Source organism: Porticoccaceae bacterium LTM1 (assembly GCA_030252795.1).
In the GTDB taxonomy this organism is placed as follows: domain Bacteria; phylum Pseudomonadota; class Gammaproteobacteria; order Pseudomonadales; family Porticoccaceae; genus SCSIO-12696.
Map to the genome: position 1 here is coordinate 2,728,526 of CP127080.1, position 13,675 is coordinate 2,742,200.

12 protein-coding genes are annotated in these 13,675 nt (G+C 51.2%); 6 read left to right on the forward strand and 6 right to left on the reverse strand.

Annotation, left to right across the window (positions count from 1 at the left end; genetic code table 11):
- Positions 1-82 precede the first annotated feature (82 nt).
- The gene (locus tag QP938_11885) at positions 83-2,407 is read right to left on the reverse strand and encodes a glycoside hydrolase family 2 TIM barrel-domain containing protein (GenBank protein WIO73987.1); all 2,325 of its coding nucleotides are present in this window, start codon (positions 2,405-2,407) and stop codon (positions 83-85) included.
- A 226-nt stretch (positions 2,408-2,633) separates the two neighbouring features.
- On the opposite strand from QP938_11885, the gene QP938_11890 reads away from it, so the two are divergent.
- The 3 genes from QP938_11890 to QP938_11900 all read left to right on the forward strand — a co-directional run bounded on the left by QP938_11890 (position 2,634) and on the right by QP938_11900 (position 6,294).
- On the forward strand, positions 2,634-3,674 hold the full coding sequence (locus QP938_11890) for a nucleoid-associated protein (protein ID WIO73988.1): 1,041 nt from the start codon (positions 2,634-2,636) through the stop codon (positions 3,672-3,674).
- 95 nt (positions 3,675-3,769) lie between these two features.
- Positions 3,770-4,237, forward strand: a complete 468-nt coding sequence (locus QP938_11895; protein WIO73989.1) for a (2Fe-2S)-binding protein — start codon at positions 3,770-3,772, stop codon at positions 4,235-4,237.
- Positions 4,237-6,294: a molybdopterin-dependent oxidoreductase gene (locus tag QP938_11900; GenBank protein ID WIO73990.1), complete on the forward strand. Its 2,058-nt coding sequence runs from the start codon at positions 4,237-4,239 to the stop codon at positions 6,292-6,294. The genes QP938_11895 and QP938_11900 overlap by 1 nt, the downstream gene beginning before the upstream one ends.
- A 68-nt stretch (positions 6,295-6,362) precedes the next feature.
- On the opposite strand, the gene QP938_11905 is transcribed toward QP938_11900, so the two are convergent.
- Positions 6,363-6,905: a hypothetical protein gene (locus QP938_11905; protein ID WIO73991.1), complete on the reverse strand. Its 543-nt coding sequence runs from the start codon at positions 6,903-6,905 to the stop codon at positions 6,363-6,365.
- A 195-nt stretch (positions 6,906-7,100) separates the two neighbouring features.
- Between QP938_11905 and QP938_11910 the strand changes: the two genes are divergently transcribed.
- Together QP938_11910 and QP938_11915 are read left to right on the forward strand one after the other, a co-directional pair.
- Positions 7,101-7,733: an FKBP-type peptidyl-prolyl cis-trans isomerase gene (locus tag QP938_11910; protein WIO73992.1), complete on the forward strand. Its 633-nt coding sequence runs from the start codon at positions 7,101-7,103 to the stop codon at positions 7,731-7,733.
- A 77-nt stretch (positions 7,734-7,810) separates the two neighbouring features.
- Positions 7,811-8,254 (forward strand): DUF3010 family protein, encoded by a 444-nt coding sequence (locus QP938_11915; GenBank protein ID WIO73993.1) that lies wholly within the window; start codon positions 7,811-7,813, stop codon positions 8,252-8,254.
- Positions 8,255-8,275: 21 nt separating this feature from the next.
- On the opposite strand, the gene QP938_11920 is transcribed toward QP938_11915, so the two are convergent.
- The 3 genes from QP938_11920 to QP938_11930 form a co-directional block, all read right to left on the reverse strand.
- A complete protein-coding gene (locus QP938_11920; GenBank protein WIO73994.1) occupies positions 8,276-8,530 on the reverse strand; it encodes a YkgJ family cysteine cluster protein in 255 nt (84 codons plus the stop codon).
- A 118-nt stretch (positions 8,531-8,648) separates the two neighbouring features.
- Positions 8,649-8,858 (reverse strand): cold-shock protein, encoded by a 210-nt coding sequence (locus tag QP938_11925; protein WIO73995.1) that lies wholly within the window; start codon positions 8,856-8,858, stop codon positions 8,649-8,651.
- Positions 8,859-9,031: 173 nt separating this feature from the next.
- Positions 9,032-12,484 carry an acyl-[ACP]--phospholipid O-acyltransferase gene (locus QP938_11930; GenBank protein WIO73996.1) on the reverse strand — a complete coding sequence of 1,151 codons (3,453 nt, stop codon included), beginning with the start codon at positions 12,482-12,484 and terminating at the stop codon, positions 9,032-9,034.
- A 156-nt stretch (positions 12,485-12,640) separates the two neighbouring features.
- Between QP938_11930 and QP938_11935 the strand changes: the two genes are divergently transcribed.
- Positions 12,641-13,375: a helix-turn-helix transcriptional regulator gene (locus QP938_11935; protein WIO73997.1), complete on the forward strand. Its 735-nt coding sequence runs from the start codon at positions 12,641-12,643 to the stop codon at positions 13,373-13,375.
- A gap of 8 nt (positions 13,376-13,383) precedes the next feature.
- Here the strand turns inward: QP938_11935 and QP938_11940 are convergent, their stop codons facing one another.
- Positions 13,384-13,653 (reverse strand): hypothetical protein, encoded by a 270-nt coding sequence (locus QP938_11940; protein ID WIO73998.1) that lies wholly within the window; start codon positions 13,651-13,653, stop codon positions 13,384-13,386.
- Positions 13,654-13,675 lie beyond the last annotated feature (22 nt).

Here is a 13,675-nt window from a genome sequence, read left to right on the forward strand (position 1 = left end):
CTCCTAAATTCGCTTATCATTTCGAATTGAAAAATACATAAGGAATACTAGCTATAGTTCCATCTTTAATCACTCGCAACCTCTAATTAATCAATCCCAGCAGCCCGTAATACTTAAGCACCACCGTTAACACAAGATAAAGCACATAACATGCCCCCAACCCCCACAAACTGGTGCGGGCGGCGATATGACCCAGTGTATGGAGCTTGGTTTTGTGGGCGAGCAGGTAGAGCAGCCAGAGGATAAACGCACCCATCCAGAATACGGTGTAACGCTCGGCAATGATGGGGCCGAGCATATTTGTGTAAACTGCCTTGCGGTCGTAATTCCAGATTACCCCGTCTTCACGCTGATGATGTGGGCCACGTGCGATTGCTTTTACTGCGTTGTTTTCTGATTGCAATTCGACTTTTTCCCAGATAAAAACGCCCTGCTCACCGTGGTGGCTGCCGAGGGATATTCCGTTAACCATCAGTTCCACTTCTGGCAAATTGGAATAGACTTTTACTTCTATTTTTTTATTGCTGCGATTCAGGTTGCGACGGTCAGTGATGTACACAAATAGCTCGTCACTCCAGTTTGCCTTATAAAAATAGAAGGCGTCCTTCTTAACTTTGCGATCATAGCTGACCAATCCTTTGTTATTGAGCCCTGCACTGTCGCCTTCCTGACGGCCAGTGGAGGTAAAGTCGAACATACTCCACACAAAGCTGCCCACCAGGTAATCCCGCACGCTGATATCGCGCCAGTTATGTTCGTGCAGGTAGGCCTGCCAATTTTCTTCATGGTGGGCGCCACCGACAGCATAGGGCTTATCCAGCCCTTCACGGTGCTGGTTGACGCTGGCCCCGGCGCCATATTCACTGATGCCGATTGGGCGCTCAGGTAGTTTTTTGTGGGTTCGATCCAGCCAGGGACCGAGGGAATTAACAGAGCCGTAGTACCAACCGTGGTAGCGATTCCAGAATTGCAGGTCGGTTATTTGATTCAGTGGTTCTTTGACACTTTCCACAAAGGCCGCCGAGACGGTATAACGATCGGGGTCTTCCTGTTTGGCCAAACGCTGCAGCTCGCGGACAAAGTCATTTCTGCTGTCGCTGTACTTGGCACGATGGCTGTTGGGCAGTTCGTTGTAGAGGCCCCAAAATAAAACCGACGGATGGTTGTAGCGCTGGCGAATCATTTCAATCAATTGCTGGCGACCTACCTGGCGAAACTCCTCGCTATCACTGTATCCACCCACTGGGCCGATGGGGAATCCGACAAATGGAATTTCGCTCCAGGCGACAATACCAAGTTTGTCACTTAGCTCCAGACTGTGATTGCCGTGAGGATAGTGGGCAAGTCGCACCGCATTGGCACCGATCTCGTGAATTAATTGAAAGTCCCGCTCACGCTGTTGACGAGTAAGCGCCACGGCCACACCGGGCCAGTCTTCGTGCAGTGCTACGCCATTTAACTTGAGGGGCATACCATTCAGAAGCAGGCCCTTATCGGGGTCAACAGCTATAGAACGCAGCCCTAGTGGCTGTGTAATCCGATCAAGCAATTGGCTGCCTTCGAACAGGGATATTACTACCAGGTAGAGGTAAGGGTTTTCCCTGCCTTGCCACAAGACGGGGTTGGCGATTGTAATGGGTAGTTCAACACTACCTGTCAGGCCCGCTGCCAGTTTTGTAGATTTGGATCCGGTGGCAACGACACGGTCAAAGCGATCAATAACTGCGGCAGAAATAGTTAACTCGCGATTTGTGGCACTGCCATTATCGAGCTTGGTGATCAGTTCCACTTCGGCTTTTGAGTCCTCCACCAACTTTTGCTGCAGGTAAACTCCGGGGCCACCGAAATCCAGCGGGGTGATATTTATCTGCTCAGTGACCAGCAGTTGTACCGGTCTCACCAACCCGCCGTAAAGGTTGTAGTCCCCTTGCAGGGGCATAATGTCAGGGTTTGCGCTGTTGTCCACTTGCACTTCAAACTGGTTTTCAGCGCCAAAAACCACATAGTCGGTGACCTCAAATACAAAGGCACTGTAGCCACCGCGGTGCTGACCTACATGTTTACCATTAACGTTTAGATCGGCGACAAAGTTAGCGGCTTCAAAACGCAGGAACAGGCGCTTACCACGATAGCCTTCGGGAATGGTATGCCACTTACGGTAAGTGCCGAGACCACGGCGGTAAACAATACTGCGTACTTTGCCGCGGTCGGCATCCCAGGACTCTGCGCCATTCCAGCTGTGGGGAAGATTGACCTCTTCGTTGTATTCGTCGCCGTAGAGGTCTATGCAAGAGAAACTCCAGTCACGGTTAAAGTCGATGACTTCGCGTGCTGCCAGATGCTGGCAGAACAACAGCCCTATTAGGCAGAGGGCGATGGCGAGCTTCTTTTGCTGACTGTAGGTCATACCGGTTTTTAGCCTGTTGGTGTTAATAAAGACCCTGGATTACTTCGTTACTCTCGTAACGACGGGTGGGGATAATTCGTCATTGCGTGGAGTAAAATGACGCGTCATTCGAGTGTCCTAGAATCTGCGAAACTCCTTCTAGTCACACCAATACTATTACCGTTGTATGTGAGTCATATTTCAGGCGTTATAATCCCGGTTCATTCATCGCGACCTGATAAGAACAATGCCGATTACCCACGTTATTGCCCACCACGCCCTGCGCCCCACCCCCACCAGCGAAGCCAAGTTTGCCCAGCGCGACGACGAGTTGCCAATGGATGGCAAGGTGGAAGAGCTGCTGCGGGAGCTGAAGCGCACTTACTGCAACCGCACTGGCAAGTTGTGGGGGCTATTCAATAATGACCTGGGCAACTACCCGTTTCCGGGCCTGCTGAAAAAGTACAGCGACGAAGGGCTGACTTTTGCCGGCTTTACCCAACAGGTCGTAAAGCAGTTCAAGCTGGAACTGGAGAAAGACGACGCAGTGGTAGACGCGCACTTACTGATGTTTCAGGAGAAACTGGCAGAAGCGGACTACATCTACCTGTTCATGGTCGATCACGACGAGGCGCTCTATATCGATGGCGACCTTTCGATCAAAAGCACCTGGAATATTGGCAGCCTGATGCTGGGTGCACGGGTAAACCTGTGTGAGTGGCAGGCCGGCGGCAGCAACTATCTGTCCCTGCTGCGGCTGCGTGGTGAGAAGGCATTGACCGACGCGTTTTTCAATCTGGTGGCTTACGACGACCCACAGATTGACCTGATTGCCGACACCAGCCAATTCCTGGACGCAGTGGACTCCTACAGCAAGACACTACCAGAAGAAAAGGCTCAGGAAACCCGCCACAAAGTAGTGGATTATTGCATTGAGCAGGATAAAAACGCGGAACCGGTGGTATTTGAAAAACTTTCCAAGGCACTCAACGAAGAAAAGCCCCAGGAATTTGTCGAGTTTATTGAAAAGGCCTACGAAGAGAGCAAAAGCTTTGAGGAGAGAGCTGAGAAGCAGCCGCCGAAAAAAGAGATTATTCCGCACCGGGGCCGCCTTAAACAGTATCTGCGCTTAAGTGGCCGCGACCCGGAAATAAGCATCAGCTTTAATGCCGACTGCATCGGTAACAGTATTGAGTATGATCATGAAAATGATGTGCTTACCCTCAAAAAGCTGCCCAAAGCACTGCGCTCAAAACTGCTGGAGCACCTGCGCGGACAGGAAGGGTAACGCCACCTTTACGGTTTTTTACATTTACAAGCTGGTTTCAAATCGACCCTGCTCCTAGTATTGACCCCTGACACTAATAATTTCAGGGGTAGATCATGGCAATTGAATTGACCATCAATGGTAAGCCGGTTCAGGTCGCGGACGAGCCTGATACGCCGTTATTGTGGGTAATCAGAGACTCCCTGGGGCTTACCGGCACCAAATTCGGTTGTGGTATGGCTCAATGCGGTGCCTGTACGGTTCACCTCAACGGCAGCGCAATTCGTTCCTGCATAACACCAGTTTCCGCAGTCGCAGGACAATCCATTACCACCATTGAAGGTGTTTCCGAGAATGGGCTGACTCCTGTTCAACAAGCCTGGATCGAAGAGGATGTCGCCCAATGCGGTTACTGCCAGTCCGGGCAGATTATGTCCGCCACTGCACTACTCGCCTACAACGCCGCCCCTACTGACAAAGATATCGATGACGCCATGATGGGCAACATCTGCCGTTGTGGCAGCTATCCGCGCATCAAAAAAGCGATTCACCGTGCCGCCGAGCTGGCACGGGAGGTGAAGTAATGGATATTTCACGTCGCGGATTTTTGAAAGGCTCCACAGCCGGTGGCGCACTGTTAACCCTGGGCTTTCATCTCAGCAGCAAGGCCCAAGCGCAGCAAAACGATGAGCAAACCAAAGGTGAGTTTGAGGTCAATGCCTACATTCGTATCTCAGCTGATAACCGCATCACCCTGATCACCAACAAATCGGAAATGGGCCAGGGTTCACACACCGCCATACCGATGTTGCTGGCAGAAGAGCTAGACGCCGATTGGCAGGCCATTAAGGTCGAACAGGTATCGCTGCCCAACAGTGACTTTCGATTTATCGGCACTGCAGGCTCCAGCAGTATCTCCAGAGGTTTTATGTCGGTACGCCAGGCCGGTGCTAACGCCCGCGCCCTTTTAATTGCAGCCGCCGCCAAAGAATGGAATGTACCAGCGGATTCGCTGCGCACCGAAACCAGCCATGTGATCAACCCCGTCAATGGCAAACGTCTCCCATATGGCGACTTACTGACAACAGCCGCCACATTGCCAATACCCGGTGATGCACCATTGAAGGCACCGGCAGATTTTAAGCTGCTGGGTAAAGACGTTAAACGCACCGAAGCCAAAGAGAAGGTCACCGGCAAAGCCAACTTCGGCATTGATGCCCAACTGCCCGGTATGCACTATGCGGTGGTTGCACGGGCACCAGTGTTTGGCGCTACGCTGAAATCCGTAGATGACAACGCAGCCAAGAATGTAAAAGGCGTTGTGAAAATCAAAACCATTCCCTCCGGTGTCGCGGTTATTGCCACCAGCTTCTGGCAAGCCAAAAAGGGCCGCGACGCCTTGAAGTTGGAGTGGGATATAAACGACTGGGCCGATCAATCTACCGAGGACCTGCAAGAAACCTATCGCAGTGAAGCCCAGCAACCCGGCAGCCGCGCCCGCAGAACTGGCGACCCGGCAACTGCTATAGCAAACGCCAGCCAGGTACTGGAAATGGTCTATGAGGTTCCTTACCTGGCCCACGCGCCGATGGAGCCACTTAACTGCACAATCCACGACAAGGGCGACAGCGCAGAAATTTGGGTTGGCAGCCAACTGCCCACCGCCGACCAAACCAAGGCCGCACAGATTCTGGGCCACAGCCCGGATAAGATAACCCTCAACCTGGCATTTTTGGGGGGCGGCTTTGGTCGTCGCGGAGCTTCCGACTTTGTTAAGGAAGCCGCCCATGTTGCCAAAAGCGAGCCATGGCCAGTCAAAACACTGTGGACCAGGGAAGATGATATTCAAGGCGGCTTCTACCGGCCTATGATGACCCATAAAACCCGTCTGGCACTGGATGACAACGGCAACTTAAACGCCTTTGAAAGCATTGCCGCCGGTCAGGGTGGTGGCGTTGGCAGTATTGCCTACTCTGTACCCAATACCCTGTTTGATACAAAACCCCAACAAGCGCCGGTACAGACCCACTGGTGGCGCTCGGTGAATAACTCATTTCAGGCGTTTGTCGTTGAATCCGCTCTGGATGAAGCGGCACAGACAGCCGGCATTGATCCATTCAGTTACCGTCGCAGCCTACTCGCCACCGAGCCCAGAATGCTGGCGCTGCTGGACAAGGTGAAAGAGATGTCGGACTGGGATCGCAAGAGACCGGAAAATACCGGATTGGGCGTGGCGATTCACGCCTCTTTTGGCAGTATCGTTGCCGAGGTAGCGGAAGTGACTGTTAAGGGTACTGACATTGCCGTGAACAAGGTCTGGTGTGCCGTAGATTGTGGCTTTGCAGTAAACCCTCTCAATGTTCGGGCACAAATGGAAAGCGCCATTATCTACGGATTGAGTGCAGCGCTGTTTGGTGAGATCACCTTTAAGGGTGGCAAGGTACAGCAGTCCAATTTCCACGACTACCAGGTTGTGCGAATGTCTCATTGCCCCGACATTGAGGTCGCCATTATCAATAACGGCGAAAGCATCGGTGGTATTGGCGAGCCCGGACTGCCACCCATTGCACCGGCGGTAGCCAATGCAGTATTTGCCGCCACCGGCAAACGACTGCGTCAACTGCCACTTACTATCAGCTGATATTAAGTGGCAGCTGACAGTAAAAAGGGGAGCCATTGGCTCCCCTTTTAATTCTCGATACTGACCGATTACATTCGGTCTTCAAACTGTTTCGGGTCAACGTAAAACAGTCTTACCGTCACTTCACCCGGAGTTCCCATATCAATCGCCATCATGATGGTATTGAGCTGGTTGTTTACAGAGTATCCACCGGCAAAGCCGACCAGCACACCACCACTGTTATTGGTGCGCAGGTTCAGGTCTGCTTTCAACTTCAGAGTACTGGCAATACGCTCCAGTAGACTGCCCAACGCCGGACGAAACACATCAAAGTTGAATCCCGGGCCTACAAACTCACGGTGATCCAGGGCAATTTTAAGCTTCAGCTTGATCTTTTCACCCAGGGTGACTTCACCCAACTGGGGCTTTTCACCTTTTTTCATCTGCTGAAACAGCTCTTTGGATTTCTCCTTGGGCAGTTTGAAGAATGCCTGACTCAGTACACCGCCGCACAGGTCCAGTAACTTTGGAAAGTTCAAGGTTGGCTTGCCGGGCTGCTCTGGAGCTGTCGCCGGTTTCACACCCTCATCCATATCGTACAGGTTGGTTTTGCTCTCGGAATTGTTACTCATAATTCTACTTCCTGATACATCATTACCACGGCGCGTTCATTGTCTATGTTGTTAGCGCCCCTCCAAAGTCGCCAAGATTGCCACGTCTGGCCCGTTACCGCAATCACCGGTTGAAGTTGTCTTTTTAGCCCCCATATAGGCTGTTCATGCCGTTGAATTGGCGGCAAAAAGTTATCAAACAATATGAGGTGCCCCATGGCATTTGAAACACAGATCGAGAAAATCAGCTACGCCATCGGCACCGACATTGGCCGTCAACTGCAGTCCCAGGAGCTGGAATTGGACGCCGCTGCTTTGAGTGCTGCAATCTGCGACACCCTCAACGGTGCAGAGCCACAACTTTCCGGCGAAGAGATCAACGCCGCCATGACCGCACTGATGGAACAGCAACAGGCCAAGCAGCAACGCGCTGCAGAAGCCGCCGCCGCTGCTGGTGAAGAAAACCGCAAAGCCGGTGAAGCGTTCCTGGCTGAAAACGCCCAGCGCGACGAGGTTGTAGTACTTGAGAGTGGCCTGCAATACGAAATCATCACCGAAGGCACGGGCGACAAGCCTGGGCGTGACAGCACCGTGGAAGTTCACTACGCGGGCACCCTGATCAACGGTAACGAGTTTGACAGCTCCATCAAACGTGGCCAGCCAGCCAGCTTTGGTGTAACCCAGGTTATCGCCGGCTGGACCGAAGGCCTGCAGCTGATGCCGGAAGGCTCCAAGTGGCGTTTCTTTATCCCGGCTGACCTGGCTTACGGTGACCGCGCCATGGGTCCACACCTGCCAGCTGGCTCCACACTGATTTTTGAAGTAGAGCTTCTGAAAGCTAACATCTAAAACCAGTATTCGTTAGCTGGAATGTACAGGCTCTGATACCATTCAGGGCCTGTTTTATTTTGTCTGAAGGAAATCTAATGGCTACTGAAATCAAAGCCTGTGGTGTCGAAATCAAGAACAACGAAGTGCTGATTTGCCCGCTGGTAAAAAGCGGCGAACTGTTCACCGTTCCGGATCTGCGCCAGCAGCGCTTGCAAGTTAACAATGCGGATGATCAAAGCCAGATTCAGGCGTTCCAGCGCACCTTCAGTAAACTGATGAAAGATTACGGCATCACCCAGGTTGCCATTCGCTCGCGCCCCCAGAAAGGTAAATTTGCCGGCGGCGCAGTGGGTTTTAAGCTGGAAGCAGCCATTCAGTTGATTGATGGGCTGACTGTGACGCTACTCACCAACACCCAGATCAATGAACAGCTGAAGCACACCCCACTGTTTATCGACTTTGCCGAAACCGGGCTGAAAAAGTTTCTGGAGCCGGCTTTTACCACTGTGTTTGCTGCATTGAGCAAGAAAAACGGCTGATCAACCAGTTTCAACAACCTGTTAACGGGTGGCCTCCTCCAGCTGCCCTATCAATCTAATCGCCTCTTCGCGAGACTCACCACACACATACTCTGCTGGCAAAAAGTGACGACAGGTATCCGGGTACTGCTCGGTATCCCAGATTTTGCACTGGCGAGTATCGGCATCGAGATTCACACAAATAACACCGGCAGGCTTACCTTTAGGCATGCCCGGCAACGGGTGATTGATTGATGGCGCAATACAGCAGGCGCCACAATTGGGTCGGCAGTTCAAATCTGGATTCCTGAGGCGTCACTATTGGGCCAGGCTCAATTTTCGCACACGCTAACCCCGCAGACTAAAACAGCCTGCAGGGCGATGTGCGCAACAAATGATTTATACAGTCGCCAGATCAGGCAACCGGATTCACATTTTCCGCTTGCGGCCCTTTTTGGCCCTGCACCACATCCATAGTGACCTTCTGGCCTTCGGCAAGCGAGCGTCGACCGCTGCCGCTAATAGCGCTGAAGTGAACAAAAACATCCGGGCCACCTTCCTGCGCTATGAAACCAAAACCTTTTTCGTCGTTAAACCACTTAACCGTGCCTGTTACCTGTGACATACCTTGCCTTTCTTTGTTGCTGAAAACTTTACCATTCTCAGTGTAGTTGATAATTGCCAATTGTTTTGGCGAAACAGCATTATAGAAAGGCAGTATTAAAGAAAAATGTTATCTATATAACAGTGTTGACGGCCATTTCAGTAACGAACTAACCGTCAATCACTCGAATAAAATTAATTCACCAGCTCCAAAGCCAACTTCTTAACAGCGCAGAAATCCGTTTTACCACTGCCCAGCTTGGGAATTTCAGTAACCGGATAAATTTCTGATGGAATCATCAGGTTATTACACTTGGCGGACAGAAGCGCATCACGAATGGCCTCCGGCGAAGTACCATCAGCCAGTAGCAACACCACTTTCTCGCCCTTTTTGGCATCTGGCAGATTGACCGCAGCCACTTCCAATTCCGGCATTTGCATCACATCGCGCACTGTTTGCTCTACGGCTCCAAGACTGACCATTTCACCGCCCAGTTTGGCAAAACGCGAGAAACGATCGACGATGGTGAGAAATCCATCACGATCCACATACCCTTTATCGCCGGTTTTGTACCAACGAATTCCATCCTGTTCCAATATGGCTTCGCAGGTCTTTTCTTCGTCATTCAGGTAGCAGCTCATTACCTGGCTCCCCCCCACCAATACAAGCCCAGCCTCCTCTGTCGGCAGCTCCTGTAATGTGTCTGGATCGACAATTCGAAAACTGGTACCTGGCAGTGGCAGGCCCACCGTACCAATCTTGCTGCCCAGCTGGACTTTAAAGTCATTGGGATCCAACCTGTCCGGGACATTGACGCTGGCAACCGGCGAGGTCTCGGTGGCACCATAGCCTTCGTAAATCTCTTTGTTGAATTTCAGTTTGAATGCTTCACGCACATCCGGAGAAAGTTTCTCCGCGCCAGCAACAACCAGCCTCAATGATTCCAGCATTAAAGGCTGAACCTTGGTATTGCGGGTATAAAGCCTCAGAAAGGTCGCTGTTGCGCACAGAATGGTGGCGCGGTAGCGAGCGATTGCTTTGCCGATATTTACTGCATCAGTCGGGTCCGGGTGAAATACCACTGGAATCCCTTCAATCAGTGGCATGAACTGGGTAACGGACAAACCAAAAGCGTGAAATGGTGGCAACGTTCCCATCATCACATCCCCATCTTCCATGTTCAGCACTTCGCTCATCTGTTTGACGTTGGTCATGACATTGCGGTGGCTCAGAACTACCCCTTTGGGAACTCCTTCACTGCCACTGGAAAACAGAATCGCTGCAGGTGAGTCTATTGTGGTGCGAACTGTAACCAGTATTTTCAGAAGCCACGCCGGGAGCAAGCGCACGGCTACCAGCCAGGTAACAAAGGTTCGCTTGTGTATGGAGGCCCGTAATTCCTCCAGATAAATCACCTGCATACCTTGCAATACCGCATCTACATCAATGCCCTTACCGCGCAGCTTTTCGACAAATTTTTTCGATGTATAAACAGTCCTTACCCGGGCCTTTTTCAAAGCTGACTGTTGCGCGTCCACTGAAGCCGTAAAGTTGATATTGACCAGTGTTTTGCCCCGCAACAATGCCGCCATATTAGCGATGGCTGAACCGCTGGCGCCGGGCAATAAAAAACCGACATTTTGCTCTTTAGCCTGAATTTCCATCTTGCGGGAAAATGCAATTGCCGCAGCCAACATGCGGTAGTTGGAAAGGCTGGCCCCAATGGAGTCCGCAGCCGACATTTCCGAACCATTGCGTTTTACGGTATCAATCCATGCTTCCGGCAGGGTCGGGAGCCCCTGGGTGTAGGTGTCCCATGAGTGGGTGGACAGTTCAAATATCTTGCTCTTTAACTGTTCTGCCGTGGTGCTGTCCGGCAACGGTTCCCCAAACGCGACAACAATGTCGCGCACCAAGCCGCGGCTCGTTGAACTGCCAAGGCGATCGCTGGAGCGGGAAAAACGGCTGCCCCACAAACCGCGCAGATAAAAGGGCACAATTTCCGCACCGGTATCTGCTGCTGCGGTTTCAAAACCACGCTGGAATTCCGCCAGATTTCCGGTGCGGCTGATCACCCCTTCCGGGAACAGACATACCACTTCGCCCTGCTTCAACAATTCGTTAATGGTTTTCATCGCGGTTTTGGTGCTGCGGCCACCGATAGGAATAGCCCCCATCAGATCCAGGAACCACTTCAGGTACCAGCGCTGGTAAAAATCCTTATACATCACAAATCGCACCGGCCTTGGCGAGGCAATCTGAACAATCGCCCAATCAATCCAGCTGATGTGATTGCCCAGCAGCAATACCCCTCCCTGTCCCGGCAGATTGTGGAGCCCCTGAACATTGAGTTTGTAGCGGCGACCTATAATCAGTGCTGCCACATAACGGGCAAACGCCTGGGGTAATTTCAACAACGTCCACACTGCACCACCACAGGCCAGCATCGCCACCAGAATAAACAGGGTTTTGGTGCCAGCTCCCACCGCAGAAATGACGGCTGTAAGAATCAACACCCCCAACATACCGATATTCTGAACCCAATTATTCCCTGCGAGGATTTTGCCAAGTTCATTCTTGCCAGCGTGAAACTGGATCAGCGCGTTTAGCGGTACCGCAATAAAGCCCCCACCAATGCCCAGGATCACGAAGTTGACCATTGCACCGGTAATGGTTTGCAGCGAGGGAATCAATGCCAGGGTTGCTGCCATCAAGGCGGCACCAATCGGCAGTGTGCCGGTTTCGATATAGGCGCGTGAAGCTCGTCCGGCGATTAATGAGCCGAGCATAATGCCGATGCCTGAACAGGCGAGCGCCCCCTGCACCAGCACTGTGTTGTCGATACCCATTTCCGCTTTGGCAAAAGCGGGGAATGCCGCGAGCAAGACTTGGCCAATACCCCAGAACATGGTCAGTCCAATAATGGAGCGCCAGATAATTTTGCGGTGACTAATTGCGTGGATGGTTTCTTTTAGCGCTTTTCCACTGCGATACTCCGCCATATCAAAGTGCATTTCCCGGTTGGTTTGCGATGTGGAGGGCAGTCGATAGCAGAACAAGAACTCTGCAACTGACAACGCCACCAGCACCCAACCCAATGGAGCAATCAAAGTGAGGATCTCGCTTTCACTTCTGAATGCCTGATCTGCCAGTCGATTTTCAAAAAGGACGGAAAAGAAAAAGATACCAGCCAGAATTGCGATGGTTGTCATAGCCTGAACGCCACCATTGGCACGCCCCAACAAATCCTTACCCACCAACTCTTTTATGTAGCCATATTTTGCCGGCGAGTAGAGGGCGCTCTGCACGGCCAATAAAAAGGTCAGACAGAAAGCGGGCCAGAACCAGCCCATGTAGTAACAGAGGGTAATCAGTAAAGTGATCGCAATGGCTGCGGCTGCTGAATACCTAAGCACTTTTGGCTTGTCATATTTATCTGACAGAAAGCCGGCTGGTGTCATTAATAGGATAAAAGGTAACAGAATCAGCGCATTGACGATGGCAGTCAGTACAACCTGTTCTGTGCCATCGTAGATTTTAAAAACGGTATTCTGGACCATGATCTTGTGACCCAGGTCCACAAAGGCATTCAGGAATACCACTGCCATGTAGGGCAAAAATCCTGCAATCCGGTGCAGCGCTTTCATGTGTTGATCCTCTATAGCTATTGTTCTTGATTCGGGATGGCCTGCACTCTACTCAAAGAACCAAAATACACAACTTTTTTTGATTAAGTGGTATTTTTTTGATCTTCAAGTATTATTATTTGATACTTTTTTAACTAGTAATCTATCGAGGCCTTTGTGTCGGAAACCGATTCCCTGTTTGGAGCCCTTAAACATTACCTGAAAGCGGATGGTAAAACCTACCGCGATCTGGCTCTGGCTTTGGAAATTTCCGAGTCCAGCGTAAAACGGATCTTCGCAAATCGCGATTTGTCGCTTAGCCGGTTGGGACAAATCTGCAGTTGGCTGGGAATTACCATTTCTGATCTTTCTGAATTTGCCAGTCGACAGCAACCCAAACTTGAACAGCTTGACTGTCAACTTGAGCAACAGATTATTGAAGATCCCCTGCTATTACTGGTAGCCACCTGTGTGATGAACCATTGGCAATTGGGTGAGATCATCGGCTTCTATCGATTACCGGAAGCGCTGTGTATTCAAAAGCTGATACAGCTGGATCGCATTGGCATAATTAACCTGCTTCCTGGCAACCGTATCAAATTGCGCATTACACCTAACTTTCGTTGGCAGCCTAATGGACCAATTCAACGCTTTTTCCAGAAAAGTATCGCTGACGAATTTTTTGATTCCCAGTTCACCGCCAGGGATGATCAGCTGATTGTCCTCAACGGAACCCTCTCCTCATCATCCAACCAGGCGTTTCAAACTCTTATGCGCAGACTCGCAGAGGAGTTCAATGCACTGACTAAAAACGACCTTGCATTGCCGCTGGACCAACGCCATGGGACCACAGTTGTTATTGCCATGCGCCGTTGGAGTCCCAGTTTTTTTGATGATTTCAAGCGCGACTAATTGAACGCCTAGCGACTATCATCGTTGGCAGCGATCTGTTTAAAGCTCTGGCACTGCTGTTGTAGCTGTTCTTTCAAGGCTGCCAGCCGTTTCTTTTTCTCCAGTGAAAAAAGCTGTAAACCAAGCAGGCTTTGACCTTTCTCCCCAAATCCATCCCCCTCCAGAATATGAATTATTGCGCTTTCCAAAAAACAGTCCATTGCCTGTAGATCTGCCAGTGCATCACACCAGGCGACCAAATTGGTCAACATGAGCTGCTGCTCTCGTTTTGACGACATCACATCCTCCTCGACCCAAGCA

What these genes read in the sequence shown, in the direction of transcription:
- QP938_11885 (WIO73987.1), bottom strand. Translation starts at nt 2,407, where the DNA reads ATGACCTACAGTCAGCAAAAGAAGCTCGCCATCGCCCTCTGCCTAATA.
- QP938_11910 (WIO73992.1), top strand. Translation starts at nt 7,101, where the DNA reads ATGGCATTTGAAACACAGATCGAGAAAATCAGCTACGCCATCGGCACC.
- QP938_11905 (WIO73991.1), bottom strand. Translation starts at nt 6,905, where the DNA reads ATGAGTAACAATTCCGAGAGCAAAACCAACCTGTACGATATGGATGAG.
- QP938_11900 (WIO73990.1), top strand. Translation starts at nt 4,237, where the DNA reads ATGGATATTTCACGTCGCGGATTTTTGAAAGGCTCCACAGCCGGTGGC.
- QP938_11925 (WIO73995.1), bottom strand. Translation starts at nt 8,858, where the DNA reads ATGTCACAGGTAACAGGCACGGTTAAGTGGTTTAACGACGAAAAAGGT.
- QP938_11930 (WIO73996.1), bottom strand. Translation starts at nt 12,484, where the DNA reads ATGAAAGCGCTGCACCGGATTGCAGGATTTTTGCCCTACATGGCAGTG.
- QP938_11915 (WIO73993.1), top strand. Translation starts at nt 7,811, where the DNA reads ATGGCTACTGAAATCAAAGCCTGTGGTGTCGAAATCAAGAACAACGAA.
- QP938_11940 (WIO73998.1), bottom strand. Translation starts at nt 13,653, where the DNA reads ATGTCGTCAAAACGAGAGCAGCAGCTCATGTTGACCAATTTGGTCGCC.
- QP938_11890 (WIO73988.1), top strand. Translation starts at nt 2,634, where the DNA reads ATGCCGATTACCCACGTTATTGCCCACCACGCCCTGCGCCCCACCCCC.
- QP938_11895 (WIO73989.1), top strand. Translation starts at nt 3,770, where the DNA reads ATGGCAATTGAATTGACCATCAATGGTAAGCCGGTTCAGGTCGCGGAC.